Raw genomic sequence first — 15,182 nt, forward strand, 5'->3', positions numbered from 1 at the left:
CAATTGAGCCCCACGCAGCGGTGTCGCTGCGCCGCGTGCTGCGCGCCGCTCCGGCGGCGCTCGGCTTCGAGCCTGCGCGATCGCGAGCCTGGGCGGGCTCCCGAGCCTGAACCTCCGAACGCGGCGACCGCTGTCGCTACGGGTGCAACCCGCGGCTGAGGCCGGCTCGCGCGACGTGCTCGACGGCGGAGGCGACCGCAGCCGTGCGCAGGTCGCAGCACAGCCGCTCGGCTGCGGCGATCACCTCCGCGGTCGCCGTTCGCAGCTGCTCGCGCAGACGACGCCGCAGCTCGTCGGGATCCCACGAGTAGTGCTGCTGGCCCATCACCCACTCGAAGTAGCTCGCCGCCACGCCGCCCGCGTTGGCGAGCACGTCGGGGACGACCTCGATGCCGCGCTCGGCGAGAATCGCGTCGGCCTCGGCCGTGGTCGGCCCGTTCGCCGCCTCGACCACGATCCGACACGCAAGCCGCTCCGCGTTGCCGGCGACGATCTGGCGCTCGACCGCCGCCGGCACGAGCACGTCGCACGGCAACTCGAGCACCGCGTCGCGAGCGACGGGATCGGCGTGCGGGAAGCCGTCGACGCCGCCGTGCGCAGCCTTCCAACGGAGCACCGCGCGGACGTCGATCCCCGTGGCGCGCGCGAGGCCGCCGTCGACGTCGCTGACGCCGACGACGAGCGCGCCCAGCTCGGCGAGCCGCTGCGCCGCGACCGCGCCGACGTTCCCCAGCCCCTGGACGACGACGCGACAGCCGCTGAGCGGCTCGCCGCGCCGCTCCAGCAGCGCATCGATCACGTCGACGACGCCGAGGCCCGTCGCGGCGTGACGCGCCGCGGTCCCGCCCAGCTCGACCGGCTTGCCGGTCACGACCGACGGCACCGGGCGCCCCAGCCGCTGGGAGATCGTGTCCATGAACCACCCCATCTCGCGCGCGCCGGTGCCGACGTCGGGCGCCGGCACGTCGGTGTCCGGGCCGACCAGCGGCGCCAGCTCGGTGGCGTAGCGGCGCGTCACGCGCTCCAGCTCGGCGACCGAGAGCGCGCTCGGATCGCAACGGACGCCGCCCTTCGCGCCGCCGTACGGCAGCCGCAGCAGCGCGCACTTCCACGTCATCGACATCGCCAGCGCCGCGCACTCGCCGAGCGAGACGTGCGGCGCATAGCGGAAGCCGCCCTTCGTCGGCCCCATCGTGAGCGTGTGCTGGACGCGGTAGCCGGTGAACGAGCGGACGATGCCGTCGTCCATCCGCACGCCGAAGTTGACCGTCAGCGACCGCCGCGGCTCCCGCAGCCGGACCCGGCTCTCGTCGTCGAGGCCCAGCGCGTCGGCGGCGCGGCCGAACTGCTGCAGCGCGTCGGCGTAGAGCGGCGAGCGCCACTCGCCGCCCTCGGCCACCAGCTCCGCGCCGGCGTCACGACCCGCCGTCGCCGTCGTCACCCCAGCTCCCCGGAGAGAAGCGCGGCGCGCGTCGCGGCGGTTGCGCCAAGGATGTCCATGCGGTCGCAGTTCCACTTCGCCATCGGCACGTACTCGACGCACAGCGGCCCCTCGTACCCGGCCGCCTCCAGCGCCGCGAGCAGCCCGGCGAGGTCGCCCTCGTCGCGCTCCCAGGCGACCTGCAGGTCGCCCGGACGAGACGCGCGCAGGTGGACGTGCCCGGCGAGCGGCGCCAGCGGCGTGATCCGCTGCGGCGCGATCGCCTGCATCGTGAAGTGGGTCGGGTCGAGCGACAGCGCCAGCCCCGGCACCTCGGCGACGATCCGCGCGGCCAGCTCCGGCGTCGAGACCAGCGAGCCGATGTGCGCCTCGATCCGCGTCTGAACGCCCTCCGCGCGGGCGGCGTCGACCCGCCACCGCAGCTCCTCGACCGCTCGCTCCCAGCCGGCGGCCGGATCGGCGTGGTCGGGGACGCCCGGCAGAACCGTCAAGCCCGGCGCGCCCAGCTCGCGCGCCGCTCGCGCGGCGCCCGCGAAGGCGACGCGATGGGCCGCCCGCAGTGCGGCATCGACGTGGTTGATCGCGCTCGCCGCGAAGTCGTCGCCGCCGACGACGAAGAAGAGGTCGGCGACGCGCAGGTTCGACGCGGAGACCGCCGCGCGCATCCGCGCGACCACCGCGTCCTCCGGCGCCGCGGGCGGGAGCGGCACGACCAGCTCCAGGTCGACCTGCGCGAAGCCGAGCAGCCGGATCAGCTCCAGCCGTCCCTCCAGTTCCAGCGCCGGGAAAGCGAAGTCCGGGCAGGAGAGCCGTCTTGCGTCAACCGGCATGAGCGGCCTCCCGCGCCGGCACCGTCACCGGCGCGCCGCTGCGCGCCGACTCCGCCGCCGCCTCCATCACCGCGACGCAGCGGACGCCCAGCTCGGCCGGTGCGCGGTCGCGCACGTCGCGTCCGAGGCAGAGGTCGATCAGCCGGCGCGTCGGCCCGACGTTGTCGTAGGCGCCGGCGCCGGGGCGCAGGTCGAGCGCCAGCGGCAGCCAGGTGCCGGCGCCGGGGACGACGGCGACGCGGTCGGGCGCGACGGCGACGTCGGCCCGCTCGCGCTCGAAGTCGATCGTCAGCGCGCCGTGCTCGCCGGCGAGCCGCACCTCCATCGCCTTGCGCCTCCCCCACGGCAGCCGCCCGTGCCCGGCGAACGAGCCGACGACCCCGTCGGCGAACCGCACCGACAGCGACACGTCGAGGTCGGCGCCGTTGGGCAGCCTGACCATCCGCGCGAACACCTCCTCTGGCTCGCTGCGCACGAGCGACAGCGCGAGCGCCAGCCCGTGCGACAGCTGGCCGTAGAGATAGCCGCCGCCGGAGGCCGGGTCGGTCCAGGTGCGCGGGTCGGCCTCGAAGCGGTGGCCGCCGTGCTCGACGGTCCCGTAGCCCGACCGCCCGGCGAACAGCTCGGTCAGCGTCGAGGCCATGAACAGGTCGACCGATGCCAGTCGGCCGAGCAGGCCGGTCGCGACGACGTCGGCGGCCCACGTCGCGATCGGGTTGTCGTTCCAGCCGTGCGCGAGCGTCAGCGTGCGGTCGCAGTCGCGCGCGACCGCCGCCAGCGCTCGCGCGTCGTGGAGCGTCACCGTCATCGGCTTCTCGACCAGCACGTGCGCGCCCGCGCGCAGGGCGGCCTCGGCGTGCTCGCGGTGGAGCGCGTTCGGCGAAGCGACGACGATCCCGTCGCAGCCGGCCGCCAACAGATCCGCGACCCGCTCGCTCGCGACGGCGAGCTCGAAGGCGCGCCGCAGCGCGTCCAGCTCGCGGCGCCCGCGCCGCACGACGCCGACCAGCTCGACGTCGGGCTGGTCGCGCAGGAACGGCAGGTAGAACTCGGCCGCCCAGTAGCCGGCGCCGACGATCCCGATCCGCGCCCGCCGGCTCACCGCGCCACGCTCCCCTCGGCCGCGGCGGGCGCGCCCTCCCCGCCGCCGGAGTCGATGCGGCTGCCGGCCCCCAGCTGATCCGCGCCGCGCCCGCGGCGCGACAGCTCCAGCGCGGCCTCGACCAGCAGCGCCGCCGCCTCCGGCGCGAACGGCGCCGCCTGGTCGTAGTGGCGCTGCGCAAGCGTCGGCTCATAGCCGCCGAACGGGTGCTCGCGCGCCGTCGCGACGTAGCCGACGACGTCGTTGGTGTAGCCGAGCGCGAAGGTGAAGTCGGCCTGCGAGCGCTCCTTCAGCTCCAGCCCCAGCTCGCAGAACGGCTCGCATGGCAGGCCGATCAGCTCGATCCCGCCGATCGCGATCCGCTGGACGGCGGTCGTCACCTCCTCGCCCGCGCTGCTGGCGTCGATCCGCGCGACCATCGCACGTGCCCAGTCGGCGTGGAACAGCGATGGGTTCCACTCCTCGCGCGGGCGCCCCTCGGCCCGCAGCCGCTCCACTCTCGCCTCCAGCTCGGCTGCGAGCGCCGCCATCTCCTCGCGGCTCGGCGGCTGCTTCAGCGGCAGGCGCACCTCCAGCTCGGCCGCCGCCAGCCGCGGCGCGGTCGGCGCCCCCTCCTGCACGGAGACCGGCTGCCGGCGCCACAGCGCGAACGGCACCGCCGACATGAACGGCACCTGCCGCGGAGCCGTCGGCACCGCCTCGGCCCGCTCGCGCGCCTCCAGCGCCGCGAGCGCGATCCCCTCGCCGAAGCGCCGCTCGGGACCCGTGCGGTCGAAGAGCGCTTCCAGCGGCATCACGTTGCCGGCGCAGCCCTGCAGGAAGAGGCACTCGCCGCCGGTCCACGCCCGCACCCGCTCGCGCAGCGGTCCGACGAAGTCCGAGGATGCCTCCTGCACCTTGGGCCCGACGACCACCGGATGGGCGGCGTAGGCAACGACGGTCGCCAGCGCACGCCTGTCGGCGGCGTCGACGCGCAGCACGTCGACGTCGTGGTCGCAGGCCTCCTCCGGGTTCCAGCCGATGATCGTCGTGCCGCCGCTGCGCTGCCGGCGGTTGACGTTCAGCTCGCAGCGGCCGCGCGCGGCGGCGACCGCCGCCGGCGCCAGCCGCGCCGCCGCCTCGCCCGCGACCGCGGCGACGCGCTCGACCAGGCTCTCCGCGTAGGCGATCTCCTCCGGCCGCTCGGCCAGCTCGCCGCCAGCCTTCCGCAGCCCGGGTGCGAGCGGCATCGCGTGCGTGTGGCTGCTGTTGAGCAGGACTGCCTCGACCGCACAGCCGGCCGCGCGCGCCACCGCGGCGCGCATCCGCCGGCCCCAATCGCCGCGCGTCCAGGTGTAGTCGATGCCGACCAGCGCGACGCGCCGCGCGCCGTCGTCGAGCACGAGCGCCGTCGCCTCGCACGGCTCGCCGACGCCCTCGCTCGGCTGCCACCGCTTCAGGTAGCCCATCAGGTCCATGCCGGGCGGCGGCGCGATCGACGCCGACGCAGCCCCGGCCCGCAGGCCTTCCTCGCCGCCGCTCATGCCGCCTCGCCCTCCTCGTAGCCGGCCATCAGCGCGATCAGCCGGTCCTGTCTCAGCTCGGCCGCCGTCATGTCGGCGACCTTGCGGCCGTGGCGCAGGACGACGACGCGGTCGGCGACCTCCATCACGTGGGGCATGATGTGGGTGATCAGCACGACGCCGACGCCGCTCTGCGCGATCCGTCTGGCGACCTGCAGGACCGCCTCCGACTGTCTGACGCCGAGCGCCGCCGTCGGCTCGTCCATGAACAGCACGTCGGTAGCCCACGACGCGGCGCGCGCGACGGCGACGCCCTGCTGCTGGCCGCCCGACATGCGGCCGACCGGCGTGCCGGTCAGCGCCGGCAGCCGCACGCCGAGTCTGCTCAGCTGGTCGGTCGCGCGGCGCGTCATCTCGCGCCGGTCGAGGATCCCCAACGGCTTCAGCAGCCCGCCGCGGACGATCTCGCGCCCAAGGTAGAGGTTGGCGATCACGTCGCGATTGGGCGCGAGCGCGAGGTCCTGGTAGGTCGTCTCGATCCCGCGCTCGCGCGCGTCGTGGGGGCCGTGGAGCTGGATCGCTCTGCCGCGGTGGACGATCTCGCCGGCGTCCGGGCGGATCGCGCCCGACAGCATCTTCACCAGCGTCGACTTGCCGGCCCCGTTGTCGCCGACCAGCGCCATCACCTCGCCGCGGCGGATCTCCAGGTCCATCCCGGCGGCGGCGACGACCGGCCCGTAGTGCTTTCGCAGGCCGCGGGCCTCCAGCACGACCTCCCCTGCTGCGGTGCTCATCGCGTCTCCTTGCGCTTGCGGCGGACCTCGTCGAAGACGACGGCGATCAGCAGCGCCGTGCCCTGCACGATCATCTGCCAGTAGGAGGGCGCCGACAGCAGCGTCAGGCCGTTGTTGATGACGCCGAGCAGCAGCACGCCCAGCAGCGTCCCGACGACGGTGCCGCGGCCGCCCATCAGCGCGGTGCCCCCAAGGATCACGGCGGCCAGCACGGTCAGCTCGATCCCTTGGCCGGCGATCGGGATCGCCGCGCCGGAGATGCCGATCAGCAGGACGCCGGCGACCGCCGCCGACAGCGCCGACAGGACGTAGACCAGGATCCGCGTGCGGTCGACGCGGACGCCCGCGAGCCGGGCCGCCGCGAGGTTGCCGCCGATCGCGTAGACGTTGGAGCCGAAGCGCGTGAAGCGCAGCAGGCAGAAGGCGAGCAGGAACATCCCCGCGAGCACGTAGACCGGCAGCGGGATCCCGAGCAGTCTGTCGCTGCCGAGCGCGACGATCGTCGGGTCGTCGACCGGCGTCGACTTCGCGCCGCCGCCGCTCCACGCGTAGGTGATGCCGCGGAACGCGAACTGCGTCCCGATCGTGACGATGAACGGGTTGATCCCGACGCCGACGATCAGCAGGCCGTTGACGAGCCCGCAGCCGGCGCCGACGACGAGCGCGAATGCGATCGCGGCGCCGGCGGTGTAGCCGGCGTCGAGCGCGGTCGCCATCGCCCAACCCGCGAGCACCAGCACCGCGCCGAGCGACAGGTCCAGGCCGCCGCCGATCAGCACGATCGTCGTGAACGCGGCCATCACGCCGGAGACCGCGACGGCGGTGCCGATGTTGGCGAAGTTCTCGCCCTGGAGGAAGTACGGGCTCTGCATGCTGATGATCACGCAGGCGACGACGAGCATGCCCGACAGGCCGAGCTGCTCGGGCGCGACGCGTCCGAGCAGTGCTCGGACGCGCCCGCCGTCACGGGTATCCGGAGCGTTGCCCGGATAGGTGGAGGCTTCCATCGGTTTCCCTCAGACCGTCCGTCGCTAGCCGTGGATGACGCCCGGCGCCATGTAGACCTGCTCGGGCACCGGGTTGCCGGCGGCGATGTCGGCCGCCAGCGGGATCAGCAGCTCGCCGCGGCGCTCCGGATACTGCGTCACGTCGCCGACGAAGATCGGGTCGCCCTCCTCGATCAGCTTCAGGTTGGGCGGGTCGGCGTCGATGCCGACGAGCGCCGCGTTCTCCCCCATGCCCTTCGTCTTCAGCGCCGTGTGCATGCCGAGCGCGCGCATGTCGTTGATCGCGTTGCCGACGACGTGCTTGGCCTGCGGGTGCGCGGTCAGCCAGTCGGTCATTCTCTGGCGCGCCTGCTCGGAGCCCTGCTGCGTCTGGCAGTTGAGCATCTCGTAGTTGTCGGCGGGGATCTCCGGGAACTGCGCTCTGATCCCTCTGTGGAAGTAGGCGACGCGGTCGTAGGGCGTGCCGGCGTCGGTGCCGACGTCGGCGTCGGCGCAGGAGACGACCCACGTCTCGGCGAGGTCCCAGCCGCGCTCTCTGATCACGGTGCCCGCGTACTCCGCCGCGACGGTCCCCATGTCACCCTGGCGGACGCCGAAGAAGACGGTGTTCTCCGGCGGCGCGAGGTCGAGCACGACCGTCGGCAGGCAGGCCCCCGAGAACGTCTTCATGATCTGCGGGTAGAGGTTGGCGATCACGTTCATGCTGAGCACCGCGTCGGGCTTCAGCTGCGCGACCGCCTTCGCGACGTTGATCGGCTCGCTCGTGCTCGGGTACTTGTTGTCGAACAGCTTGAGCTCGGCGCCCGTTCTGCCGGCGACCGCCTGCACGCCTCTGTTCTGCTTGACGTCGAACGGCAGCTCGGTCGTCTCGGGGGTGTAGGCGATCGTCACGCCCTGCGCGTCGGCCGCGGCCGACGGGTCCCACTGCTGCGGGTGGTCGGAGGCCGGCTCGAACGAGCAGCTCTCTCTGTTCCAGGCGACCCATCTCTCCGGCGTGCCGGCCAGTCTCGGCGCACCTGACTCACCGGCGCCCTGCTGCTCGGTCGTGACCGCCGGCGTCGTGCCGGCGGCCGCCGTCTCGGGCTCGTCGTCCTTCTTGACCCCGCAAGCTGCCAACGTCATGCACGCCAGCGCGGCAGCGCCCGCGCCGAACAACGTCTCTCGCTTCATCTTCTCTCCGTTCTCTCACAGTGCAGACGCGCAGTGACGGTCTGCGCTCTCACTCAATTGAGTTCGAGCAGCTCCTGCAGCCGGGCGTCGTCGAGCGTCACGCCGAGCCCCGGCCCACGCTTGAGCCGGATCGTCCCGTGGTGGGCCCGCGGCTCGTCGGGAAACAGCATCCACCACACCTGGTCCTCGTCGAATCTGCCGTCGTCCCCCGGCGGCGGCATGTACTCGACCATCGGCGTCGCGAAGCTCGCGGCGGCGACCTGGAGGTTGTGCGCGACCCCGAGGTGCGGGATCACGTCGAGTCCGAACGTCTCCCCCAGCGCCCACACCCGGCGCGCCTCGGTGATCCCGCCGAGGCGGTTGACGTCCGGTTGCAGCACGTCGACCGCGCCCGCGGTCACGAGGTCGCGGAAGCCGAAGCGGGTCGCCTCGTGCTCGCCCGCGGCGATCGGCGTGTCGACCGCCGCGCGCACCCGTGCGAGGCCCGGGATCTCGTCCGGCATCACCGGCTCCTCGACCCAGCGCAGGCGGATGCCCGCGTCCTCGATCGCGCGGATGCAGCGGATCGCGTAGCCGGCGTCCCAGCCCATGTAGGCGTCGGCCATCTGCTCGACGCCGGGCCCGATCGCGTCGGCGACCGTCTTGACCAGCTCGACGTTGCGGCGGATCCCGTCGCGGCCGTCGGAGGGCCCGTATGCGAGCCGCTGCTTGACGGCGCCGAAGCCCTGCTCGACGTAGCCGCGCGCCTCGGCGGCGAGCGCGTCGAGGTCGTCGGTGGCGTAGAGGCGGCTGGCGTAGGCGGGGATCTCGCTGCGGACCGCGCCGCCGAGCAGCTCGTGCAGCGGCCGCTCCAACTGCCGCGCGTGCAGGTCCCACAGCGCGACGTCGAGCGCGCTGATCGCGTGCATCACGACGCCGCGGCGGCCGACGTTGACCGTCGCGCGGAACATCGTCTCCCACAGGCGGTTGACCTCGGCCGGCCGCGCGCCGAGCACGACCGGCGCGAGCTGCTCGATCACCGGGACGGTCGCCGGACTGCCGAAGCCGGCGGTGCCGACCCCTTCTCGGCCGTCGGCGTCCTCGAGCCGCACGACGACCGCCCAGCTCGCCGCGGGCGGCAGGCCGGCGGTCGCGTCGCCGCGCAGCAGCCGCTCGGCGCCCTCGATCCCGGTCAGCGGCGTCACGAGCGGCCGCGGCCCGCCGAGCACCGGCGGCTCGCCGGCCGGCAGCATCGCGACGCGCACGCGCACGATCGGGCTGCTCATGCGAGCACGCCCTCCTCGGCCAGCTCGCGCAGGACCTCCTCGGCGACCTCCAGCGTGCGGTCGACGTCCTCCTCGGTGTGCGCGTCGGAGACGTGGTTGCGCTTGAGGCTGAGCGGCAGCATCAGGATCCCGCGCTCGGTCATCCGCCGGTGGAAGGCGACGTAGGCGGCGTCGTCGTTGCGCATCAGGTCGCGATAGCCCCGGATCGGGCCGTCCATGAAGTAGAGGCAGAAGACCGACCCGAAGCCGGCCGCGGTCGCCGCGATCCCCAGCTCGTCGGCGATCCGCTGCAGGCCCTCGCGCATGCGCGCGCCGAGCGCGTGGACGCGCGGGTAGAAGTCGTCGCCGTGGTCGCGCAGGTGGGTCATGGTCGCGACCGCCGCCGCCATCCCGACGGCGTGGCCGTTGAAGGTGCCGGCGACGACGACGTCGCCGCCCGCGGAGCTGAACCGCTCCATCAGCTCGCGGCGGCCGCCGATGCCGGCGACGGGATAGCCGTTGGCGATCCCCTTGCCGAAGGTCGTCAGGTCGGGCTCCAGCTCCAGCACCGCCTGGTAGCCGCCGAGCCCGTGGCGGAAGCCGGTGATCACCTCGTCGCAGATCAGCAGCGCGCCTTCGCGGCGGGTCAGCTCGCGCAGGCCGTCGGAGAACTCGCGCGTCGGCAGCAGCGCGCCGACGTTGTGCGGGATCGCCTCGAAGATGACGGCGGCGATCTGCTCGGGGTACTCGTCGAACAGCGCCTGCACCGAGCCGACGTCGTTGTACTCGGCGATCAGCGTCGCCGCGAAGGCGTCGGGCAGGATTCCGGCGGAGAGCGGGTCGAGCTTGTAGGCCCGCTCCGGCGGCGAGATCACGTTGCGCGCGACGGCGTCGTGCCAGCCGTGGAAGTTGCCCTGGAACTTGACGACGTAGCGGCGCCCGGTGATCGCGCGGGCGAGGCGGACCGCCTGCAGCGTCGCCTCGGTGCCGGTGTTGGTCGCCAGCGACGTGTCGACCGACGCGATCGACTCGCAGACCAGCCGCCCGTACTCGACCTCCAGCTCGGTGACCCCGTAGCCGGTCAGGTCGATGCGGCCGATCGTCTCGCGCACCGGCTCGTCGACGCGCGGGTCGCAGTGGCCGAGCAGGATCGCGCCGAAGGCGGCGTGGTAGTCGAGGTACTCGCGCCCGTCGGCGTCCCACATCCGTGCGCCCTCGGCCCGCGTGAACGCCCACGGCGCGCCGACCGCCCGCGTCGCCGAGTTCACCCCGCCGGGGATGACCGCGCACGCGGCATCGAAGATCGCACGGCTCGCCGAGCCGACGTCGGTCGCTCCTTCGCCCATCCTGCTCTCCTTGCTCTCCTGATGCCGTCGGCTCGACGGCGACCACTCGCGGAACGACATGGAACGTCGTTCCGCGTTAACCGTAGGGGAGCGAGGGGACGGCGTCAAGCAGCCGGGACCGAATCGGTCGGCGCGAGGCTGCGGGCTGTGATCCGCAGCGCGTTGATGAGCGCCGGGTGCGCCTCGATCCGCGCCGCGGTCGCGCGCAGGTGGGCGAGGATCCGATCGTGCTCGGAGGGCGCCAGCTCGCTCGCCGCGCCGGCCGTGCTGAGCGCCGCGACGCACTCGCCGCCGCTCGTCAGCGGCACGGCCAGGCAGCGGACCCCGACCGCCCCCTCCTCGTCGTCGAACGAGTAGCCGCGCTCGCGCGTCTCCTCGAGGTCGGCGACCAGTCGCGCGCGCGTCACGCGCGTGTGCTCGGTGCGTCGCGGATAGGGCTCGCCGGCCGGCAGGTGGTCGCTCAGTCGCGCCTCGTCGCAGTGGGCCAGGAGCAGCTTGCCGAGCCCGGTGCAGTAGGCGTCGTCGCGAGAGCCGGTGCTGGAGCGGAAGCGCAGCGGGCGGTCGGGCTCCTCGACGTAGACGTGCAGGACCTGGCGGCCATCGAGCACGCCGAGATTGCAGGTCGCGCCGGTCTCGTCGGCCAGCGCCGACAGCAGCGGCCGCGCCAGTGCCGGCACGCCGACCGCCTCCAGCCGGTCGCTCGCGAGGTCGATCACCGCGAAGCCGAGCGTCCAGCTGGGGCGCTCGTCGATGCGCAGCACGAAGCCCTCCTCCTCCAGTACCCCGAGCAGCCGCACGAGCGTGCTCTTCGGGTGGCCGGTGCGCTCGTGCAGCTCCGCCAGCGTGACGCCGTCGTCGCTGCCTCTGAGCGTGCGGAGGATCTCCAGACCACGCGACAGCGCCCGCGCGTGGTAGTTCGTGGCACGTTGTTCCATGCCACGACCCTAGCCGACCGGCCGGGCGGGCGCGCGAATTTCGCGCGCCCGCCGCAGCGGCCGTCCGGCGCCCGTCTAGGCCGTCGTGAACGCGTACGTGCCGGAGCCGATCGTGACGACCGCTTCCGTCGCCGAGGTCGAGACGACCGCGACGCCGGCCGCTCTCGCGATCGGAGTGCCGCCCTCGAAGGCGGCCCGCCCACCCGTGAGCGGGATGCGCACCGTGGCGGTGACGTTGACCGGGACGGTCACGTCCAGCGTGAAGTCGCCGCCGGCCGCCTCTCTCCAGGCGACGCTCGCCTCGCCGTAGGAGGTCTGCAACGCCGTCTCCGCGCTCTTCAGCGTCGCGCCGGGCCGTGGCTCGACGATCAGCTTGCGGTAGCCGGCGCCGCCATCTGGGTCGTTGCGCAGCCCGCCGACGTCGCGGTAGAGCCAGTCGCCGAAGGTCGCCAGCGGCAGGTGGTTGAACGAGTTCATCCCCGCGTTGCCGTTCGAGTTCGGGTCGACCACGAACGTGTCCGAGTTCCACCGCTCCCAGAAGGTCGTCGCCCCTCTGGAGAGCATGTAGCCCCACGACGGGTACTGGTCGCGCACGATCAATCTCTCCGCGGTCGCGTGCTGGCCGGTCGCGGTGAGCGCCTGCAGCACGTACGGCGTGCCCGAGTAGCCGGTCACGAGATGATCGCCGCGGTCGGCGATCTTTCTCGCCAGCCGCGCGCCGGCCGCGTCGCGCAGCGCCGGCGGCACCAGGTCGAACGCGATCGCGATCGCGTAGCCGGCCTGCGAGTCGCCGGAGACTCTGCCGTCGCCGGCGATGTACGCCGACTGGTACGCCGTTCTCAGCGTCGCCGCCAATCTCGCGTAGTCCGAGGCGGCCGCCGGCTTGCCGAGTTCCGCCGCGATCTCCGACAGCATCCGCGCGGCGCGCACGTAGTTGGCGTTCTCGATCACGCCGCCCGGCGTGGGCTCGTCGAGGTTGAGGTGGTCGGCGTAGGAAGCCGAGCCGAGCAGTCCGCCGCCTGCCGATGCGCGCAGCTGCTCGATCCAGCTGACCATCGCCGGGTAGAGCCGCTCGAGCGATCTCGTCTCGCCGTAGCGCTGCCACATCAGGTACGGGATGTGGACGATCGCGTCGGTCGCATAGGCGCCGCCGTCTCCGACCAGCGGGACGAACGGGACCACGTGCGGCAGCTGCCCGTTGGGGCGCTGGGCGTATCTCAGCTCATCTGCCCACGACGCGAGGAAGGTGCCGATGTCGTAGTTGAACAGGAAGCCGCCGCCGCTGACCGACGGCTCGCCGACCCAGCCCAGCCGCTCGTCGCGCTCGGGCGTGTCGATCGGGATCGTCACGAAGTGGCTGAGGTGCGTCGCGCGCAGGACGCTCTGCAGCTCGTCGACCAGTCTGTCGCCGGTGCTGAACGAGCCGACCGATCTGACGTCGGCGTTGACCGGCACGCCGCTGACCATCGCGGTGGCCGGCGCGGCCGTGAGGCCGCTGACCTCGACGTAGCGGAAGCCGTGGAGCGTGAAGCGCGGCTGGTAGACCTCGGTCCCGCCGCCCTTGAGCGTGTAGACGTCGGTCGCTCTGGCGCTGCGCAGCATGCCGACGTCCAGCTCGCCGCTCGGCTGCAGCCGCGGCGCGTGGCGCAGCGTCACCTGCTGTCCGGCCGTGCCGCTGATCTCCAGCCGCACGACGCCGCCGATCTCCTTGCCGAGGTCGAAGACGTAGCGGCCCGACCCGAGCGATCTGACCGAGACCGCCGGGATCGGCGCGTGCGCCTTCGTCTCCGGGTGGGTTTGCGGGACGCGCGGCGCGGTCGTGCCGGTGCCGGTGGCGACGACCGCGCTCGTCCAGCCGCTGTCGTCGTAGCCGTTCTCGCTCCAGGCGCCGAGCTCCTTGCGCGCGTCGTAGCTCTCGCCCATGTAGAGGTCGGCCGCGCGCACCGGTCCCTCACGCGTCCCCCTCCAGCTGGTGTCGGTGACGACGGTCGCCGTTCTGCCGTCGGAGTAGGTGACGTCCAGCTGCATGAGGAACGCCGGCTGGGAGCCGTACAGGTATCTTCCGGCGCCGCCGACCGTGCCCGAGTACCAGCCGTCGGCGAGCGTCGCGCCGATCGTGTTGGCGCCGCTCTGGAGCGCGCTCGTGACGTCGAAGGTCTGGAACTTGACGCGTCTCGCGTAGTCGGTCCAGCCAGGGGCGTAGAGGTCCTCGCCGATCCGTCTGCCGTTGATCCGCAGCTCGTAGAGGCCGAGCGCCGAGACGTAGGCGCGCGCTCTGACGATGCCGCTGCCGAGCGTCACCTGCTTGCGCAGCGTCGGCGGCGCCTGCTCGGGGATCGTGACGCGGAAGAGGCGGTCGCCCGTCGCGGGGATGCCGTTCGCGTAGGCGGTGCCGCCTGGGTAGGCCGATCCGTCGGTCGTGCCCCACCAGCCGAGCATGCCGTCGCCCGACGTTCTCAGGTCGCTCGCGACGAGGTAGTAGCTGCCGGCCGGGAAGGTTCTGCCGGCGCCGTTGTCGAGCGCGAGCCATCTGTCGGTGACGACGTTGGAGAAGGTTCTGCTGGCGAGGAGCGTGCCGCCGGGGCCGCCGCTGTAGAGCGACAGTCTCAGCGACGACGGGTTTCCGGTGCCGAACTCGACGAAGCGGCCCTCCGCCGTCGCGAACGGCTTGTCGGCGGTGAACGTCTGGCCGAGCGAGCTGCCGGTCAGCTGATCGGCGCCGGTCGCCCGTCCCTGCATGATCGGTCTCGCCCAGTCGGACGGCAGCTCGATCCATCTCGCCGACCAGTCGGTCAGCTCGTCGCCGCTGGGCGGCACGACGCGGAAGACGCGGTCGGTCGTGCCCGCGACGCCGTTGACGTAGGTCGTCCCGCCGGCGTACTTCGTCCCGTCGGTGTGGCCCCACCAGCCGAGCATGCCGTCGCCGGAGGTTCTGAGGTCGTGCGCGAGCAGGTAGTAGTCGCCGGCCGGGAAGGGACTGCCGGCGGGTGCGTCGACGTCGAGCCAGACATCGGTTCTGACGTTCGTGAAGGTTCTGCTCGCGAGCAGTCTGCCGCCGGGGCCTCTGCCGCTGTAGAGCGACAGCGTCAGACCAGACGGGCTGCCCGTGCCGTACTCGACGAACATGCCGCTCGCCTTCGAGAAGGTGCCGCCGGCCGTGAACGTCTGCCCGACCGAGCCCGTCCCGAGTCTGTCCGCGCCGGTGGCCGCTCTCTGCTCGATGCCGCTCCAGCCGGGTGCCGCGGCGCCGTCGCGCAAACCCGTCTCCCACCACGTCGGCGTCGCCCAGGCGCTCGTCCCTGAGGCGGTCGTCGCGACCTGCACCGTCCACCAGTAGCGCGTCGTCGACGTAAGCGCGGGGCCGCCGTATCTCACGTCGACCGAGGCCGACGAGGCGACGACGCCGCTGTCCCAGACGTCCGCTCTGCCGACGACGAGCAGGTCGGCTCTCGTCGCGACGAGCACGCGGTAGCTCGACTGTCTGACGCCGCGGTCGGTCGAGCTGAGCTTCCAGCCGAGCCGCGGCGGCGACGATGCGACCTCCGTGCCGAGCGGTTCGACGGTGCGGTCGACCGTCAGCCCGCCGACACTCACCGCCGCCTCTGCGTGCGGGGCGGCGAAGGCGCTCGCCATGAGCGCGAGTGCGCATGCGAGCAGCACCGCGAGCGCCGGCGCGCGGCGCTCTCTCCATCGAATCTCCATCGCAAGCTCCTGTCTGCGACCGGCCTTGAGCCGGACGATCGGCAGCACGCGCCGAGGCGTGCCGGGGAACGCGAGGTGTCTACATAGAATGGCGTTCCATGTCAATCGG

11 protein-coding genes are annotated in these 15,182 nt (G+C 73.1%); all 11 read right to left on the reverse strand.

Annotated elements, in window-relative coordinates; genetic code table 11:
* Positions 1-136 precede the first annotated feature (136 nt).
* On the reverse strand, positions 137-1,441 hold the full coding sequence (locus BDZ31_RS22140) for a Glu/Leu/Phe/Val dehydrogenase dimerization domain-containing protein (RefSeq protein WP_221243264.1): 1,305 nt from the start codon (positions 1,439-1,441) through the stop codon (positions 137-139).
* Positions 1,438-2,271, reverse strand: coding sequence for a sugar phosphate isomerase/epimerase family protein (locus BDZ31_RS22145; RefSeq protein ID WP_183345249.1), 834 nt, complete (start codon positions 2,269-2,271; stop codon positions 1,438-1,440). The genes BDZ31_RS22140 and BDZ31_RS22145 overlap by 4 nt, the downstream gene beginning before the upstream one ends.
* Positions 2,261-3,373 carry a Gfo/Idh/MocA family oxidoreductase gene (locus BDZ31_RS26135; protein WP_183345251.1) on the reverse strand — a complete coding sequence of 371 codons (1,113 nt, stop codon included), beginning with the start codon at positions 3,371-3,373 and terminating at the stop codon, positions 2,261-2,263. The genes BDZ31_RS22145 and BDZ31_RS26135 overlap by 11 nt, the downstream gene beginning before the upstream one ends.
* Positions 3,370-4,896: a hypothetical protein gene (locus BDZ31_RS22155; protein ID WP_183345253.1), complete on the reverse strand. Its 1,527-nt coding sequence runs from the start codon at positions 4,894-4,896 to the stop codon at positions 3,370-3,372. Before BDZ31_RS22155 ends, BDZ31_RS26135 begins: the two co-directional genes overlap by 4 nt.
* Positions 4,893-5,669: an ATP-binding cassette domain-containing protein gene (locus BDZ31_RS22160; protein ID WP_183345256.1), complete on the reverse strand. Its 777-nt coding sequence runs from the start codon at positions 5,667-5,669 to the stop codon at positions 4,893-4,895. Before BDZ31_RS22160 ends, BDZ31_RS22155 begins: the two co-directional genes overlap by 4 nt.
* A complete protein-coding gene (locus tag BDZ31_RS22165) occupies positions 5,666-6,676 on the reverse strand; it encodes an ABC transporter permease (RefSeq protein WP_183345258.1) in 1,011 nt (336 codons plus the stop codon). Before BDZ31_RS22165 ends, BDZ31_RS22160 begins: the two co-directional genes overlap by 4 nt.
* A gap of 24 nt (positions 6,677-6,700) precedes the next feature.
* Positions 6,701-7,846, reverse strand: coding sequence for a sugar ABC transporter substrate-binding protein (locus BDZ31_RS22170; protein WP_183345260.1), 1,146 nt, complete (start codon positions 7,844-7,846; stop codon positions 6,701-6,703).
* A gap of 53 nt (positions 7,847-7,899) precedes the next feature.
* Entirely contained in the window at positions 7,900-9,111 is a 1,212-nt protein-coding gene (locus BDZ31_RS22175; protein ID WP_183345262.1) for an enolase C-terminal domain-like protein, read from the reverse strand.
* Complete coding sequence (locus BDZ31_RS22180) at positions 9,108-10,436, reverse strand: aspartate aminotransferase family protein (protein ID WP_183345264.1); 1,329 nt, start codon at positions 10,434-10,436, stop codon at positions 9,108-9,110. The genes BDZ31_RS22175 and BDZ31_RS22180 overlap by 4 nt, the downstream gene beginning before the upstream one ends.
* 104 nt (positions 10,437-10,540) lie before the next feature.
* Positions 10,541-11,371: an IclR family transcriptional regulator gene (locus tag BDZ31_RS22185; protein ID WP_183345266.1), complete on the reverse strand. Its 831-nt coding sequence runs from the start codon at positions 11,369-11,371 to the stop codon at positions 10,541-10,543.
* A gap of 75 nt (positions 11,372-11,446) precedes the next feature.
* The gene (locus BDZ31_RS22190) at positions 11,447-15,073 is read right to left on the reverse strand and encodes a family 78 glycoside hydrolase catalytic domain (protein ID WP_183345267.1); all 3,627 of its coding nucleotides are present in this window, start codon (positions 15,071-15,073) and stop codon (positions 11,447-11,449) included.
* Positions 15,074-15,182 lie beyond the last annotated feature (109 nt).

The sequence above is a fragment of the Conexibacter arvalis genome, assembly GCF_014199525.1.
Lineage (GTDB): Bacteria > Actinomycetota > Thermoleophilia > Solirubrobacterales > Solirubrobacteraceae > Conexibacter > Conexibacter arvalis.